The sequence below is a fragment of the Hymenobacter jeollabukensis genome (assembly GCF_005771675.1).
Taxonomy (GTDB): domain Bacteria; phylum Bacteroidota; class Bacteroidia; order Cytophagales; family Hymenobacteraceae; genus Solirubrum; species Solirubrum jeollabukense.
This window is the reverse complement of the sequence record NZ_VAJM01000024.1, coordinates 1-15,259: the sequence shown is the minus strand read 5'-3', so window position 1 is coordinate 15,259 and position 15,259 is coordinate 1. Positions and strand designations below refer to the sequence as shown.

At 59.7% G+C, this 15,259-nt stretch carries 20 protein-coding genes; 10 read left to right on the top strand and 10 right to left on the bottom strand.

Annotated features, from left to right (window positions below; genetic code table 11):
- Positions 1-598 precede the first annotated feature (598 nt).
- On the bottom strand, positions 599-979 hold the full coding sequence (locus FDY95_RS26540) for a hypothetical protein (RefSeq protein WP_171025864.1): 381 nt from the start codon (positions 977-979) through the stop codon (positions 599-601).
- A gap of 15 nt (positions 980-994) precedes the next feature.
- Here FDY95_RS26540 and FDY95_RS26535 point away from each other — a divergent pair, with 15 nt between their 5' ends.
- Entirely contained in the window at positions 995-1,567 is a 573-nt protein-coding gene (locus FDY95_RS26535) for a type IV toxin-antitoxin system AbiEi family antitoxin (RefSeq protein ID WP_171025863.1), read from the top strand.
- Complete coding sequence (locus FDY95_RS26150; RefSeq protein WP_138082756.1) at positions 1,539-2,429, top strand: nucleotidyl transferase AbiEii/AbiGii toxin family protein; 891 nt, start codon at positions 1,539-1,541, stop codon at positions 2,427-2,429. Before FDY95_RS26535 ends, FDY95_RS26150 begins: the two co-directional genes overlap by 29 nt.
- An 82-nt stretch (positions 2,430-2,511) precedes the next feature.
- Here the strand turns inward: FDY95_RS26150 and FDY95_RS26145 are convergent, their stop codons facing one another.
- From FDY95_RS26145 to FDY95_RS26115, 7 genes are all read right to left on the bottom strand, one after another.
- On the bottom strand, positions 2,512-2,769 hold the full coding sequence (locus FDY95_RS26145) for a hypothetical protein (RefSeq protein WP_138082753.1): 258 nt from the start codon (positions 2,767-2,769) through the stop codon (positions 2,512-2,514).
- A 197-nt stretch (positions 2,770-2,966) separates the two neighbouring features.
- Complete coding sequence (locus tag FDY95_RS26530; protein ID WP_171025862.1) at positions 2,967-3,272, bottom strand: hypothetical protein; 306 nt, start codon at positions 3,270-3,272, stop codon at positions 2,967-2,969.
- A gap of 101 nt (positions 3,273-3,373) precedes the next feature.
- Complete coding sequence (locus FDY95_RS26135) at positions 3,374-4,669, bottom strand: Y-family DNA polymerase (RefSeq protein WP_138082747.1); 1,296 nt, start codon at positions 4,667-4,669, stop codon at positions 3,374-3,376.
- Positions 4,670-4,794: 125 nt separating this feature from the next.
- On the bottom strand, positions 4,795-5,145 hold the full coding sequence (locus FDY95_RS26130) for a LexA family protein (protein WP_212744962.1): 351 nt from the start codon (positions 5,143-5,145) through the stop codon (positions 4,795-4,797).
- A 275-nt stretch (positions 5,146-5,420) separates the two neighbouring features.
- Positions 5,421-5,846: a M15 family metallopeptidase gene (locus FDY95_RS26125; protein WP_138082744.1), complete on the bottom strand. Its 426-nt coding sequence runs from the start codon at positions 5,844-5,846 to the stop codon at positions 5,421-5,423.
- The gene (locus FDY95_RS26120; protein WP_138082741.1) at positions 5,827-6,081 is read right to left on the bottom strand and encodes a hypothetical protein; all 255 of its coding nucleotides are present in this window, start codon (positions 6,079-6,081) and stop codon (positions 5,827-5,829) included. The genes FDY95_RS26125 and FDY95_RS26120 overlap by 20 nt, the downstream gene beginning before the upstream one ends.
- A gap of 851 nt (positions 6,082-6,932) precedes the next feature.
- Positions 6,933-7,289 (bottom strand): SLOG family protein, encoded by a 357-nt coding sequence (locus tag FDY95_RS26115; RefSeq protein WP_138082738.1) that lies wholly within the window; start codon positions 7,287-7,289, stop codon positions 6,933-6,935.
- Between the two features lie 527 nt (positions 7,290-7,816).
- Here FDY95_RS26115 and FDY95_RS26110 point away from each other — a divergent pair.
- The 8 genes from FDY95_RS26110 to FDY95_RS26075 all read left to right on the top strand — a co-directional run bounded on the left by FDY95_RS26110 (position 7,817) and on the right by FDY95_RS26075 (position 11,122).
- Positions 7,817-8,107 (top strand): hypothetical protein, encoded by a 291-nt coding sequence (locus FDY95_RS26110; RefSeq protein ID WP_138082736.1) that lies wholly within the window; start codon positions 7,817-7,819, stop codon positions 8,105-8,107.
- 30 nt (positions 8,108-8,137) lie between these two features.
- Positions 8,138-8,446: a DUF7447 family protein gene (locus FDY95_RS26105; protein ID WP_138082733.1), complete on the top strand. Its 309-nt coding sequence runs from the start codon at positions 8,138-8,140 to the stop codon at positions 8,444-8,446.
- On the top strand, positions 8,443-8,736 hold the full coding sequence (locus FDY95_RS26100; protein WP_138082730.1) for a hypothetical protein: 294 nt from the start codon (positions 8,443-8,445) through the stop codon (positions 8,734-8,736). The genes FDY95_RS26105 and FDY95_RS26100 overlap by 4 nt, the downstream gene beginning before the upstream one ends.
- Before the next feature lie 55 nt (positions 8,737-8,791).
- The gene (locus tag FDY95_RS26095; protein ID WP_138082728.1) at positions 8,792-8,995 is read left to right on the top strand and encodes a hypothetical protein; all 204 of its coding nucleotides are present in this window, start codon (positions 8,792-8,794) and stop codon (positions 8,993-8,995) included.
- A gap of 23 nt (positions 8,996-9,018) precedes the next feature.
- Positions 9,019-9,333: a DUF3846 domain-containing protein gene (locus FDY95_RS26090; protein ID WP_138082726.1), complete on the top strand. Its 315-nt coding sequence runs from the start codon at positions 9,019-9,021 to the stop codon at positions 9,331-9,333.
- A gap of 106 nt (positions 9,334-9,439) precedes the next feature.
- Positions 9,440-10,144 carry a hypothetical protein gene (locus tag FDY95_RS26085; protein ID WP_138082724.1) on the top strand — a complete coding sequence of 235 codons (705 nt, stop codon included), beginning with the start codon at positions 9,440-9,442 and terminating at the stop codon, positions 10,142-10,144.
- A 59-nt stretch (positions 10,145-10,203) separates the two neighbouring features.
- On the top strand, positions 10,204-10,449 hold the full coding sequence (locus FDY95_RS26080; RefSeq protein ID WP_138082722.1) for a hypothetical protein: 246 nt from the start codon (positions 10,204-10,206) through the stop codon (positions 10,447-10,449).
- Between the two features lie 37 nt (positions 10,450-10,486).
- The gene (locus tag FDY95_RS26075; RefSeq protein WP_138082720.1) at positions 10,487-11,122 is read left to right on the top strand and encodes a PD-(D/E)XK nuclease-like domain-containing protein; all 636 of its coding nucleotides are present in this window, start codon (positions 10,487-10,489) and stop codon (positions 11,120-11,122) included.
- Between the two features lie 171 nt (positions 11,123-11,293).
- Here the strand turns inward: FDY95_RS26075 and FDY95_RS26070 are convergent, their stop codons facing one another.
- Complete coding sequence (locus tag FDY95_RS26070; RefSeq protein WP_138082718.1) at positions 11,294-13,642, bottom strand: DUF262 domain-containing protein; 2,349 nt, start codon at positions 13,640-13,642, stop codon at positions 11,294-11,296.
- Complete coding sequence (locus FDY95_RS26065) at positions 13,632-15,086, bottom strand: hypothetical protein (RefSeq protein WP_171025861.1); 1,455 nt, start codon at positions 15,084-15,086, stop codon at positions 13,632-13,634. Before FDY95_RS26065 ends, FDY95_RS26070 begins: the two co-directional genes overlap by 11 nt.
- Positions 15,087-15,259 lie beyond the last annotated feature (173 nt).

Here is a 15,259-nt window from a genome sequence, read left to right as displayed (position 1 = left end):
GGAGCCTAGGAACTCCTGCCGCAACTTACTGGCTCGTTTTCTTTTGCCTCATCCTCAATTCCCCAACAGGCTCTAACCCTGACTTACAGACAAAGGGAACTCTTTTTATCGCTTGATTCGGCACCGGACTATAAAATAGCCAGAGCTGTCGCATCACTCAAATGACAGCAACAGTTCACATATGGAGCCAATAAAAGCCATTGTTCGGATGGCCTGTTGCGCCTGATAAAATAAATAGTGACGCTAAGTAAGCATCTCTACCATTGGGCACTTAGCCAGCCCTTTGGTAGAGATGTTTTAGCTTTCAACATAGAGTGAGTGAAAGAGGAACTTGCTTAGAGAAAGTAGATTGCCCCTAACGCACAGACCTGCCAAGCTCCTTACTAATTGCCTTCCTTGGTGAGCTTGTCTTCTGATACCACTTCCGCCCCGTGCGGCATTGTGTACTGTGCCCTTGCTTTTAACGGCAGTGTTCATTATTTTAGATTGTTCATTGCTAGTGAACGTTAGACATAAAATGAACACTAACGAAGAGGAAGAGCTACTGACTTTGGCTTGCAGAGCATTCGAAACATGCACCAAGCTGAACGCACATCTTTTACCCGTAGCCGAGGAACGCATACACCCCTCGGCTCGGCGCCAGTACCAGCCCGACGGATACCTCCGCATCGGTCCACAAGGTCATCTGTTCCTGGCCGAAGCCAAGACGCGGCTGCAGCCCGGCACCATAGGCCAGTTGCGCTCCATCAACGACCAGGCCGGGGAACTGGTCGTGCTGGTGGTGCCGTACGTGAGCAGCCAGCAGGGTGAGAAACTGCGCCAGCACGATATCCAGTACCTCGATACGGCTGGGAATGCCTACCTGCACGCGGCTGATAGGAGCTTCTTTGTCCTGGTGAGCGGGCAGCGGCAGCCCCTGGCCGAGCCGCCCACCCAGCACCGCGCCTTCCAGCCGGCAGGGGTACAGCTGTTGTACCATCTGCTAAGTACCCCCGTGCTATTACAAGCCAGCTACCGCGCCATGGCCGAGCAGGCCCAGGTGGCGCTGGGCTCCGTGAGCATTCTGCTGCGGAGCTTACAACAGCTAGGATTGTTGCGCGAGGAAGCCGGCCGCCGCCGGTGGACCGACCCCGCCCAGGTGCTCCGGCGCTGGGTCGATGCCTACGGCGAAGTCGTCCGCCCCCGGCTGACCGCCCAGCGCTACCGCTGGCTCGACCCGGGCGTAGCCCGGCAAGGCTGGCAGGACCTGCCGCTGGGGCCCGACACGCTTTGGGGCGGGGAGCCGGCGGCCCACTTGCTGCTCGATGGATACCTGCTGCCCGAGTACTTCACGCTCTATACCACTGCTTCCCGGGCCGAAGTCATGCAACGGCTAAGGCTGGTGCCTGATGCTCACGGCAAAGTGGAGGTGCTCCGGCCCATGGACACCATCTTCCATCCGGACCGTCCGCAGCCCCAAGCGGTACACCCCTTACTGGCCTACGCCGACTTAATCATCACCACCGATCCGCGCAATCGTGAGGTAGCCCACCTACTATATGAGCAATATTTACCCTATCTCACCTGAACGCCTGAAGCCACTGGGCCTGGGCGACACAATGGCCGCATTGCAGCGCGGATTCGAGCAGTTTAGCGTCGATTTCTATATCGTAGGGGCGGTGGCGCGCGACATCTGGATGAGCCAGATATACAACGAGCCAGAGCGACGTGCTACCAAAGACCTCGACCTAGCAGTGTTCATCAACGACACCACCCAATACGAAACTCTCCAAGCGTGGCTGGTTGAGCAGGAGGGATTTGTAAAAGCTCAAAGCAGCGCCTTTTGCTTGCTTTATCCCTCAGTGGCCGGCAACGTAACGGTGGACCTGATGCCCTTCGGCGCCATTGCCGACGAGGCCGGCGACGTGTATTTTTCGGGGCGGGGCATGGAACACATTTCCACCGTCGGCTTCCCGGAGGTGCTGGCCGATGCCGCCACGGTGGCCATTCCAACCGGCGAGCAGTGGCGGGTGGTTACCTTGCCCGGTATCGTCGTGCTGAAGCTGGTGGCCTGGCAGGACCGCCCGGAGTTGCGCGGCAAGGATGCCGTGGATATATGGAACCTGCTGGAAGCGTATTTTCACCTGATAACCGATGAGATATACACGCAGCACCTGGACCTCTTCTCGGCAGATGAAGCGGCCGATAGTACTAATCTGATGCTGCTGGTCGGCGCCCGGGTGCTGGGCCGACAGGTCCAACGGCTGGTTGCCGACCGCCCGGTACAAGCGCGCCTGCTGACGCTGCTGGCCGAGCAGGTCGCCCTGGGAGAAAGGAGCCCCCTGGCGCGAGCCATCAGTCGCAGCGGCCCGGAGCTGGGCGTCAGCCTGGCCACGCTGGCGGCCCTGCGGACGGGTATAGCAGAAACCTGGCCGCTTACTGCTTCCTGAATAAAACCCGCAGATAAGTGCCTGAATGCCGTGACGCATCTGCCGATGGCACTGCATGGTATACGCTAAAAATTCACGGACTTTAGTCCAGCAGAAATGCGTACTGGCTCAGTTGAGTATCCCGCAGCTTCTCCATCCAGCGCTGGGCATCTTCTGGAGTCTGCATCTTCGCTGCCGGTAGTGGAAACAACGGCACTACCTCGTTGCCCGGCCCCAACGGCATCCGCAAGGCATAGCCGCCCAGCCTTGGGGCGCTTATCAATTCCACCCGGTAGCCCCGCGCTTCAAACTCGCCAAAAAACTCGGTAATGGACTCCGCGTCCGGTACAAACTGTCGCATAGTGTAAGTCGAAAGAGAGTGAGAAAAGGTGCCTGCGTGAAAGAGCTGAAAGCCAGCGCATCCATGACCGGCCAGTTTTATTGCCTGCTTGTTGGATGTCTGATAATGAGCGGTTTGTGGTGTTTGTGGTGATAATCTTGAGTCTGACCTGGCTGATTGCTTGGTCAGCCCCCGGGTATTTTGCTGGTTGTAGTGCCTCACGCCACCACCTCCGCCCATTCCCACGCATCATCCGCTTCCCCGTTGGCCCGCGCCAACGCCAGCCGCACAACCCCCGTCAGCGCCGACCACCCAATAAGGTCTGCCTCCACGGGCATCTGCCGGAAGTACAGCTTCACCACGTATTCGACCAGCGCCGCCGTAGCCGGCCGCTGATCCAGAATCATAGGCAGTTCTGCCCGCCACGCCGGCGCCAGCCCCGGCCGGGTAAGTACAATCTCCCGCCCCGGGTCCTCCCGGCGCTCCAGCACGTGCGCCGCTACCACAAAAGTTAGTCCGTCCATCATACAGTAAGCCCGCACCCGAGCTGCCGTTTCTTGTTTGCTATCGTGCCTGATTTCCATTCAGGCATCTTTTTTCAGAAATAGGTGGCAAGGGGAGAGGTTCAGCACCGTACCGCCCACAGCTCGCCCCAGTTGGTCGTAAACGCCGGGCTTTTCGCGTCCCGGCGCATGGCCCAGGCCTGCCGTTGACCCGGCGCCGCTACCGACGTGGCTACCTTCACAGTGCCAGCGCCGAAGCGCCCATTCAGCGCATCGAAAGCCCGCATCAGACCAGTCCGCTCCGGCGTCACGCCCACGTCGCCGAATAACGACACCTGCGCCCCGGTACCGGCCCGCTCCACCCCATCCAGCACCACGCCGGCCTTCACGTACCGCTTGCCCGGCCGCCAGATGCGCTCCAGCCCTTTGCGGGCTACCTGCGCCAGGGTCAGCGTGTCGTCCGTGGCCACCGGCATGGTCAGCTGCGCCGAGAAGGAGTAGGGGGGAGGCACTTCCGCAAACCGGCTCGTTTCCATGAACACCGTCAGCAGCCGGGCCGCCAGGCCTTGCCGCCGCAGCTTTTCCCCGGCCCCCGTGGCGTGGCTGGCCACGGCCGCGGCCACGTCCGCCAGTTCCGTCACGGGCCGCCCAAACGAGCGGGTACAGGCCAGCGACTTGCGCGCCTCGTCTTCCACCACGATGCCCGCGCACGAAAAGCCCCGCAGCTCGTGCAGCAGGCGCGCCCCCACCACGCCGCCCAGGTTCTTCCGAGCCCAGGCATCCCCCACGCCCGCCAGCTGCGCGGCCGTCCGGACGCCCACCGCGTGCAGCTTCGCCGCCGACCGGTACCCCACACCCCACACGTCTTCCACCGCCACCCGCGTCAAGGCCTCCCGCCGCTCGGCCTCGTCGCTGAGCACCAGCACCCCGGCCCCGCGGCCCCCCACAAATTCGGTCTTGGCGAGCTTGTTGGCCAGTTTGGCCAGGGTCTTGGTCGGGGCCACGCCCACGCAGGTCGGGATGCCGGTACGCTGCCGCAGCGCGCCGCGCACCTCGCCGGCCCAGCGGCCCAGATCAAAGTGCTGCGTCATGCCGGCCAGGTCCAGAAAGGCCTCGTCAATGGAATACACTTCCACCGCCGGCGCCGTCTGTTGCAGGTACCACATCACGCGACGGCTCATGTCCCCGTACAGCTCGTAGTTCGAGGAGCACACCACCACGCCGTGCTGCTCAATCAGGGGCCGCACCTGGAAATACGGGTCACCCATCTTCAGCCCCAGCGCCTTAGCTTCCTGCGACCGGGCCACGACACACCCGTCGTTATTGCTCAGGACCACCACCGGCCGCTCTTCCAGCTCCGGCCGAAAGACCCGCTCACACGAATCGTAGAAATTATTACAATCAACTAACCCGAACATAAGTGAATGGGTGAATGGGTGAAAGAGCGGAGGAATGACACGGCAGGAGGGAAGCCGAAACCCACCGGCCAGGCGCCAGTGGCGGTAACCCAGCGCCAAAAAGCCAGGTACCCAATTCTTAATTCTTAATTCTTAATTCTTAATTCCCGCCCCCTTCTGCCTTCGCCCACCAAGGGGTGTAGTACCGCTACCACCACGCCAAAAATCCGCAAATCGTCGGCGTTGCGCACCACAATGGGCTTGTACGCCGGATTAGCTGCAATAAGCGCCGCCGAGTCCGGCCGCTTCTCCAGCCGCTTCACCGTGTACTCCCCCTCGACGCAGGCCACCACAATGTCCCCGTTCTGCGCCCGCATGCTGCGGTCCACGGCCAACACGTCCCCGTCGTGGATGCCGGCCCCGGTCATGCTTTCCCCTACGGCCCGCGCCAGGAACGACGCATCGGGGTGGCGCAGCATCAGCCGATTCAGGTCCACCAGCTCCGTCTAGTAGTCATCCGCCGGCGACGGAAACCCACACGACAGCCCAATATCTACCATTGGCAGCAGGTGCCCTGGCAGCAGGGAGCCGGCCTCGCCAAGCAACACAACATGGTCTTTCATAAAACTAAAATTGGCTAGTCTCCGCAAGTATACGCAGTGACTAACCAACTTTGTTTGCTTATTGCTAAAAATATTAGTGTAATTACCAATACTATTAGACTACAATGTTTGCTCAACTACAAGCTACTGTTTGAGTGCATATGATTGAATTACAGCTCAAAGTGTGGGTTGTCTTTAAACTGATTCCAGTCGCCACCCCACCTGATTGCCGGGTTAGCTGCTTTCATCAGCCGCGCAAACCGGCGCAGCAACTCCGAGGACCAGCTGACTTGCCCGCTACTGAGCAAAAAAGCGACATCGAACGCCTCTGCCGGCTGCCGGTTGTGCTTCGATGTTCCGCCCTGCTTGTAGGTCACTATCGTCCCCGGCTTGGTCCGGCCCTGCGCATACAGCGCGTCCTGCTCCGCCGGGCTGCGGTACCCCTCGGTCACAATTGGCCGCCCCAGCCGCACCAGGGCCGGGTCCTGTAGCCACCGCAGCAAGGCCTTGGCGTAGGCCTGCCGCAATTCCAGCCGCACCGAAGCTAGCCGCAGTGCCTGCCGCGCCGCCTGAGCCTCAGTTAGTTTCGCTGCCATGCTGTCCTGCCGTTACCGTCGGTTCGCTTTTAACCAGCGGCAGCGCATCCGCCGACACCTTCACCACCGTCTCCGGCCGCTGCAAGGCCTTGCGCACCGTCGCCCACAATGTGACGATGGCCACCACCGCCTGGATGATCAGATGCCCATACTGCTCAATGGTACTCGGGTCCGGCGGCGTCAGTTCGTTGCTGGCCACGTGCCCGGCCAACGAGGTCAAAATGATATGGGCCATGTGGCCCGCTTTCGTGCTACTGAACATGCGTCTTGTAGAAAATAATAGATGAACCTGCTGCAGTAGCTAAAGTACGTATTGTTATAATTTAGTTTCATAGTTACTGCGCGGTTATGTTGGGAAAATGTGTACTTTTTGAAGATTGACAATGTGGGGCTGACCCCGGCCCTTCGCTCTGCTACGTGCTGGGGTCGGGCTGTCCAGGGGTCCGCTTCGCTCCCGTGCTGACGCACCGCTCCCGTTGGTCGCGCCCTTCCCATCCCTCAGCCGAGCCCCGCGTCGCCTACCGGGCCACCTGCGCTGCCTCACCCACCAACCCACCGCACCGCAGGCCGCCCGTCCGTCCCCCCAAACCCGCGCCCCGGCCCAGCCCTTCCGCTGCGCCGCCCAGCCCACACCCTCACCAACTGCTTCGCTCCAGGCCCCGGCCTCTGCCCACCCCCAAACGCTCCGCCCACCGCACCGCCGCCACGCCGCCACCTTAGCCTCGTCACTACCTCACCCACGCTGGCCACGTGTCGGCCGCTCCACACCAGCCGCTCAGGCGCCAGCTGCCGCTTACCCACCGCCGTAGCCACCCCGCCCGGCAGCCCGCGCCTCTCCCCACCACTCGATTAGGTGCCTGCGGCGAGTATCCATTGGGGGCGTCCCCCCAAGCCCCCCGTGTCATGCGCCGCGCTGCTCTGCATTGCCTCGGGTTCCGCAGCCCAAAAAGGCCGCTACACCCTCATAAGGTGCCCTTCGGGCCGGCTCATTGGGGGCGCTCAGCCCGCCCCTCAAACCCCCAGGGCGAGGCTTCTAAGGTCTGCAGCTCGGCGCCCGCCCAGGGCGCACCACCGGCCGCTTGGTGCTCAGTCCAGGGGCAGCAGCTCGTAGGGCCGGCCCAGCCGCCGGGCGGCCTTTAGGGCGCTCAGGGTGCCTTTGCTGCGGCCGTCCCACACTGCCAGCACCAGGTCGGCCCGGCGCACTATCTCGGCATTGCGCACGTGGGGCGCGCCGGCACCGTGGGCGGCGTAGTCGGGCCGCAGCTCCAGCAGGGGCACCCCGTTGGCCCGCGCCCAGCTGGCCGCCAGGGCGTCGGCGCCAGCTGCCCCGCCGCTTACCACCAGCGCCGGCATCAGTTCGGTCAGCCGCCGCGCCAGGGCGGCATTGCGCACCACGCCGCGGCTGCCTACTACCGCCACAGTCATGTTATTGGACTTTATCATACTATAAGGTATGTATATTTTAGTTGTTAATCAAGCAACTATTATTAAACTATTGTTGGTTAATGTCGTTTATAGTTGTATATTAGTTGTGTAGTTCGGGAGAGGCCCGAGCGCACGCGCTACCCGCAGGAGGGCCCCCGGCCGGCAGCGCACCCCACGGCTAACCCATACAGCCATGCTCACCCCCTTGCATTTCTCGCAGCTTGCCGCTGCCGCCTGGTCTGGCCCCACTGCTACTGTTCAGGCCAGCGCCAGCACCTGCCTGCTTACCGGCGGCTTCCTCAGTGTTTACTACTCCGTTACCTATACGGTCGGCGGCATCATGTTTTCGTCTTCGGCTTGCTGTACGTGCCCTTTTCAGGCCGTAGCCGCTGCCGTGGCCACCGCTGCCGCCGCCGGCACTCCGGTTTGCCGCCGCCACGCTCAGCGCACCATTGCCCGCGTGGCGTGGGGGCTGGTCGGGGGCCAGGCCTGCCGCCCCGGCTTTGCCTGCCGGGCCCGTCGCCACCGTTGCGCCTCGCTTCGTCATGCATAGCACCGCCACCGCGCCGGCCGCCCCTGTAGCAGGGGTGGCCGTGCAGGCCGGGCCTACCGTGCGCCACCAGCTGGCCCGCGCCCAGTCCGCGCTGCACGACGCCCGGCAGGCCCTGTACGGGCTGCGCGAGGAGTACCCGCGCCAGCCGGCCCGCTTCGCCCGCATCCGCGCCGCCATTGTGCGCCACCAGCAGGCCCGCGCCGCCTACAAGGCCGCCTGCGAAGCCTTCCACGCCAGTCCCGAAGGGGAGCAGCTGCGCCGGCTCCGCGCCCGCGTTTGGTAGCGTTTTCCCTCTTGCTATTCGTCTTCCGTCATGTCCGTCATCTACGACCTCGCCCTTATCAAAGCTGCCAACCACAAACACGGTGGCCACTTTTTCAGCCCCGGCGCCCTGCGCTTCTTCCGCTCCCGCGTGAGCGAGAAAGTCCACCAGGGGCCCGGAGGGATCTACTTCGTCACCTCGGAGCAGTTTGACGAGCGCAGCCCCCGCCTGTATACCGTGCGCCGCTTTTGTCCCACCAGCCGGGGCGTGGATACCGTCGGCGAGTTTCAGCAGCACGCCACCAGCCGGCAGGCCCACGCCGAAGCCGCCCGGCTGGCTGTCCAAGTGCCGCAGCCGTGAGCCACGCTCCAAAGCCGCAGGCAGGCCGCTGGCACGCGGCCTGCCTGTATGCCGGCAACAAGGGTTGGGCCGTAGTGCGCGACGTAGCCCTGCCCGGTACCCGCCCCGGCGGCCCCGGCCACTACCAGCAGGAAGCCGCCCCCAGTGCCTACGCCACCCACGAGCAAGCTCAGGCCGCCGCCGATGCGCTGAACGCGCCGCCCGTCCTGCGCCTGCGCCCGGCCGACCGGTACGGCCTGCTGCCCGCGCCGGCCGACGACTACCACCCGCACCCGTGGGACCTCAAATAATCCACCACCGGCCCGCGCCAGCTCTTCGCAGCGCGGGCCACAATACCCCCTCATCATGTCAGAAGTGAAAGAACACGCCGCCGCCTTCGAGGCCGCAGTAGGCCAGGCCTCCGCCGCACTAGGCTTTGCCAGCCCAGCCGAGTACCTCCACGACCGAAGCAGCAACGCACGAGGGGCCCGTTTCCTGGCCGTGGAAGTATTAGCTGAGCTGCGGGCTGCCGGGTGGCGGCTAACGTGGGTCGACGTGGAAGACGAATAGCCCTAATTCTAGCCCTGATTCCCATGCCCGCAACCGCTACGACTTACCAGCCCCATCTGCTCGACCCGCACAGCGCCGAGCCCCAACCCATCAGCCCGCGCAACGGCCGCAGCTTCCAGTTGGCCGAGCTATACGAACTCCTCAACTGCCAACTGGTGGACGTGGTGCGCCTCACCGCCGACCTGATCCTCATCATCGACGACGAAGGCAAGTTCCGCAACCCCTGCTACCTGAACCTGCTGGCTACCTACCTCTGGTATCAGCACCAGCCCGCCGCCCGCGGCCAGGATAGCATCGTCGGCCGCGCCATCCTCTGCCACGACAAGCAATTCCGCTAAGCCCGCATTCGTGCAAGTGCCGCTTGCACAATTATCCACCACGGCCACCGGGGGCCGGGCCGCTAACCGGCCCCCATTCCTTTCGTCAACCAACTCCTTTTTCACCATGGCAAAACAATCCGCCACCGCTTCCCTCGCTACCGCCTCGCCCGCCGCAGCCGCCACCGAGCTGGTTCCCACCACCGCGCCCAGCCGCGCCTACCTCACGGCCACCGTGGACGAGGCCAGCGGCGAGGTAGTAGAAACCAGCCGCTTCCGCTACCTACCCGGCCACCCGCGCCAAATCCGCTTCGATGCCAAGGCCGGCCAGTTCAACATCAACGGTATCACCCCTTTGGGTTCGGCCATCAGCTTCATTCCGCTGGCTTGGCGCATCTTCCAAGACGACATCCTAAACATGGGCCGTAAGCTGTGGGCCGAGCTGTTCTACGCCGACGAGAAAGGCGCCATCTGCGCCGTGCTCTTTCACGGCTACTCGGTCGAAAACCTGTACCGCCTCATCGAACCGCTGTTCTACGACGACCTAACCCTGGCTGACGTGGCGGTGAAGGTGCAGGCCAGCAAAAAGGAAACCACTAAGGACGGCAAGAAAGCCACCTACTACATAGCCGAGTTCAGCTACGAACCCGCCGACCCGGCCGAAGTGAAGGCCCGCCGCGAGTTTGCTCAGGACTTCCCCATCTGGCGCCACGAAACCTACACCACCACGGCCGAGGTGCGGCTCTGCCACGGCTACACTGCCCCCACCGCTACCGACAACCAACCTGACCCCGACCCGGCCACGCCCGCCGCGCTTCCCCAGGCTGCCTAACCCGCGCTGGCCCCTGTGCATCGCCGCGCAGGGGCCACCGCATAGCCCCGCACTACGCCATGCCCCAAACCCTGCAACTCCCCCAGCTGCACATCGAGCAGCTGCCCCGCGACGAGGCCGAAGCGGCCCTACTCGCGCAACTGTTCACGTTGGTCGACCAGACCGAGCCGCTGCCCGACCTGCGCAACCTGGCTCCGGTCGTGCGCCGGCTCTTCCCGGCCCCGGCCTACCAAGTCGGCTGCGGCGGCGCCCACATCTGGCTACACCGCCAGGACGACCCGCAGCGCCTGGCCTGCATCCGCTGATTCCTAGCTTCCAACTCCTAGCTTCTAACCCAACGCTATGTTTCACGCCCTTACCCATCACCCCGACCTCACCCAAGCCCAGCACCGCGCCCTACCCGGCCTGAGCAACACCGACCTCGGCCAGTTGAAAAACCAGCTGCTGGGCCAGCTGCGCTTACCCAACCCCGCCGCGCTGGCCTACGGCAGCCACTTCCACACGGCCGTGCTCGAACCCCACCGTTACGCCCGCACCGACGAGAAAGGCATCCGCTGGCCCGAGTTGGAAACCCTGGCCCGCCAGCTCCGCCGGGGGCGCTACTGTCGTGACCTGCTGTATCGGGGCCACGCCGAGCAGTCCTATACCGCCACCCACACCGCCACCGGCTTACTGATCAAGCTCCGGCCCGATCTGCTCGTGCGCAGCCGCGCCGGCCGCTGCCTCACCCTCATCGACTTCAAAACCACCAGCTCCCCCGACCGCGCCCACTTCCTAAGCACCATCGAGCGGTACGACTACGACCGCCAGGCCGCCCTTTACCTCGACGTGCTGCAGGCCACCCGCTTCCTGATCATCGGCGTGCAGAAGAAGGATCCGCACCAGGTCTGGCGCGTCGAGCTGACCGCCACGCCCGGCCTCATCGAGCAAGGCCGCAAGAAATACCACCGCCTGTTGGGCGCCTACGCCGAGCTATAGGCTAAAACCTGTTGTGATATTTCAATGCTTATAGGTAGTTCGATGAAGATCCTAACACATTTTTTGAATGACGGCTAATCCGCTGCTAATGAAGTTGTAAGCCGCTTAGGAAAAAACGAAAGCCCCGACCAACATCCAGTTGAACGGGGCTTTGTACTAATAAGCTGTCGGTTAATCTTCGTTTCCTATTAACTCTGGTTCCTGATACTCGACACCCTGCGCCTGAAGAGCAGCCACAAACGATTCGACTCGCTCGATCCGGTCGTGTTCAGTTGTTGGCAGCAACCAGCGTCTGCCATCTGAATCGGGCTGTAGGTCAAACTCATATTCAATCTCTGCTGGCAGAAAATGATTAGCAGGCAAAGTGAAACGCCACCCTTTGTCCTCGCTATACAGGGCGGCATCCCAGCTGTCATTAGAAACACCGGGAATGTTGTGAAGCCACAAAGGGCTGCGCTCGTTGTCATTAATCCATTGTTGATGGGTAGGGGCCAGGGCACTTGTTATGTTACCTCGGCGCACTACTGTCAATACATATGGATTTATGTGTTTAGCCCTTAGAGAAGTACGGTGCAGAAGGCGTAAAGAAAAGTCAGAATTCCAAGCGAAATACCCTTGTGAATTCTCAGTCATTTCGGGGTATTTGATGAAATAATATTGCCAATCATTAAAATTTTGATTGTTGCTTAGCCAGTCAGAAATCAACTGATTTAGCTTTGCGTGTGAGGTGTCTCCTGTGGCGTCGGCGTAAGCCAGTAGGAATGTAGGCAGCAAACTTTCCTGGCCGTTGCCCAGGTCAAATGCCAACACTGTGTACCAGTTCGCCTTGTTGCCGAAGAAATACTTTTCGCCACTTCCAGTCCATCGGCCTTGGCTTACCGAAAAATCGCCTAGAGTCAACCAAGCACGAATGATAACATTCTGCTCAATTTCTCCTGACCAAATTTCCTGTACAGCTCGTCCGAAAACTGGTAGTTGATCGGCATTCTCCATTGGCGACAAATTATGTATGTCGCCCCTAAATACGCCCCGGTTTTCCAATCCGTGAACGGTCTGCATTAGCTCAGGCCGTTCTGTCAATAACTGCGCTTTGTTACGCTCATGTTCCACCCCGCGCCGCAAGCCTGGTAACGCAACATCAGCCGCTAGCCGCTCATAAACCTTTGGTGAATTACCAGCATCGGCTGTGGCCAACACTGCGCAGGCAGCCGCGAAGGCCGGCAAGTCATCAACGCGCAGGTTAGAGCCAATTTGAGTGTCTTGCTGCTGGCGTACCCGCTCCAACAAGTTTCGCAGTACACGCAACACATTGCGAATATCAGCTTCGGAACAATTTTCCGAAGCTACCGTTGCCCCGTAAGTTAGCATCCCGAATAGCAACACTTGCTCCTGAAGGAGGCGGGCGGGATTAGACTCTTGCAGGCACTGGCTGAAAATATCCGTCTGCGATTCGCCGAACAGGCGTACTAGCTCATTATCAGACTGCTTTGTTAGCAAACGTGCTAGCAGTCCAGTAATACCGCCATCGTTACTTGCCTGCACCGAAGCCAAAAAATCAAGCGTCCTGAACAGGAACTCAACAGTTGACCGCTCTGCATAAACTCGACGGAACCATTCGAAGCTTAACCGACCAGCTGTCAGTTCCCGGCTACTCTCACCGCTTCGATAGGCTAGCATCCGCGTCAAGAAATGTAGATATTGTTCAAAAACATCATCCACTACAGCTGCCCCTTCGCGGCGGTGCCGCCAAAACAAGTCCGTCCAGCTGCTGTCCATTTTCTGACCGAACTCAGTCTGTAACTCCGGCCAGCCTTTCTGCTGAAGCAGTAAGTCAAATTCTGCTTTCCAGTTCTCAAAATCAGTCAGCGGCTTGCCTCGGGCGTTCATTTTGAGATACAGGTCGTCGGTAAGCCCCACCTTTGGCATATCCAAGAAATAAAAGCCGATGAGTGGGTTGCTTGCGTCAAGCAGCCGCTCAAACCAACCCTGCACATTACCAAAACGAACTGCCAGCGCATCCAGCATTGTCAGCATGGCGGCCACTGTAGGATCACGCTCCCAAGCCGGTTGAAACCAAGTTGTGTCACGTAACGCGGCACTCAGCTTAGGATACGATTGCCAATTATCCAGTGTGGTGCCTACCAGATTTTCACAAAATGCCCGTGAGCTGCTACGGGTTTCATAAGTAAATTTTCCAAGAGCCAGCTTTGCTTCTGGCAATCTGTTATCTACTAGCGCCAGGTACCAATGCAGCAGAAACAGCGTAGTCATGCGCTGCTGTCCGTCCAGCGGCACGAACAGCCTGGTTTTTTCCAGCATCTCTCCATACACAAAATCCAGCGTCAACGGCCGTTGCTTTTCCAACGCCGTGTAGAGGGCGTCCAGCAGCCGACCTCGAATACTGGTAGCCTTTTCATCGCTGCGTCCCTGGGCATAGTCCCGTTGAATAATTGGCACTTGGATGCGCTCAATTTCCGGGTCATTTAAAAGTGTCCAGAGGGTGTAGTAATTAGTTTGCATCGGCCGTCGTGGTATCGGGAGTTAAATAGTGAGCCAAAGTTTCGCGTATGGCTCGCACGTAATTGCTGCGGTCAGCCGCAGTCCAATAAGCAAGATGTTCGTGGTCGTCACTGTAGTATTTCAGAAACACGTTGCGCGTGGCAATCGGAATAAATGACCCTTCACGTTCCAACTCCATCACCCGCCGGCGCTTCTGAGGAAACACTCCATTGCTTAATGCTGAGTTGTCATTGGCCGTCAGCAGGGCCATATTTTCAATTGTATGTACTTCCGGCTCGCCGAGCAACTGAAATACCTGCTGTTGCACTTGGTCGAAATCATCCTTGTCGATTAGGCCCCGATCAAGCAATTGGTCTATTGTGTTCAGCACTTGACTAGGCTGTAGTTGATTTTGCTGCCCATCAAGTAGCGGTTCTTGCTCGGGCATAAGTTCGAGCTGTCGAGCCACATAAGGCCGCACATCACGTAACCACTGTGGATAATCCTGCTTCCGGCCTAAGCTTTGCGGGTTTTGCGCGTGAATATGCTCCAAGCTCCAGCGCCGTGCTTCTTGCCCATTTCCTTTGTAATGCTGAAATGGAAAACGATAACTGGCGCCTTTATTCTGGTGCAGTGTTTCTATATTGAAGAGCAACAGCACATTCCGCAACTTGGCCCGCTCGCTTTGCTGTTGGTAGTCCCATTGTTCTATATCACCATGTACTCGTTGCTTGATTTGCTGTAGCACATACTCGCTGAACTCGGTCTTAGTGCGTTGACCGGCCGCTTTAATCAACTCCGCAACGGGTACCCCTACCGTTATCAAGTATCCAAGCTGATGATACCAGTCCCGATTGTTATACCACTCCTCAATTGTAAGGAACAAGTTCTTAACTGCCTGCCACTCTTTTAGCAGCTTCTCCGTGTTGGCCCGCTGCAGTCGCTTATTAAAATAGCGGAAGGTGGCATACTCGTCTGATTTGTCAGGCTTGTCTTCAGAAGCCTCCTCGTCCATACTAGCCAGCAATTCAAATAAGAATTCTATCCGAGTGGGTTTACGACTGGTATCTTCATTTAGAAGATACCATAATTCAGGCTGCCGTAGGCGGGCCTCAATCATATCCCATTCTGTTGCTAGCTCTAACTGTCGTTGCTCAAACCGTCTTTGATCGGTGTCGTCACCTGCCTGAGCGCGTTTGAGAAATAATGCCTTTATCAGCTCCGCGTTGGTGAGAGGGATTTTCCCCGAGTTAATGCGAATAAACGCTTCATGCTCACCGCCCTGTTCTGGTGCCAGCTCGTACCATATTATTTGAGTTCTTTCCAGCAGAGTAGAGAAGATGTTGTTTGCTGTTAGCGAAGGAATACGGCTGCTCTCGAACCATTCTTGCATACTGGCTTGCGCCTGGTACAGGAATTGGAAATCGATATTATCCCCAGCATGTTCTGCGTTAATGTTCTCCAAAAACTCCTGGCTTTGGGGTCGGGTGGCATAGCTCAGCTTGAACAAGGGCTGACCACCCCGCTGATACGTCTGTTGAATGAAGTTGTAAAGAATGTAGGCGGTGGTCTAATGCGTGGTTTTTACGTACAAGCGGTATGATTCAGACCACGATGAGCTGCGGCAAGTGCGGGAGC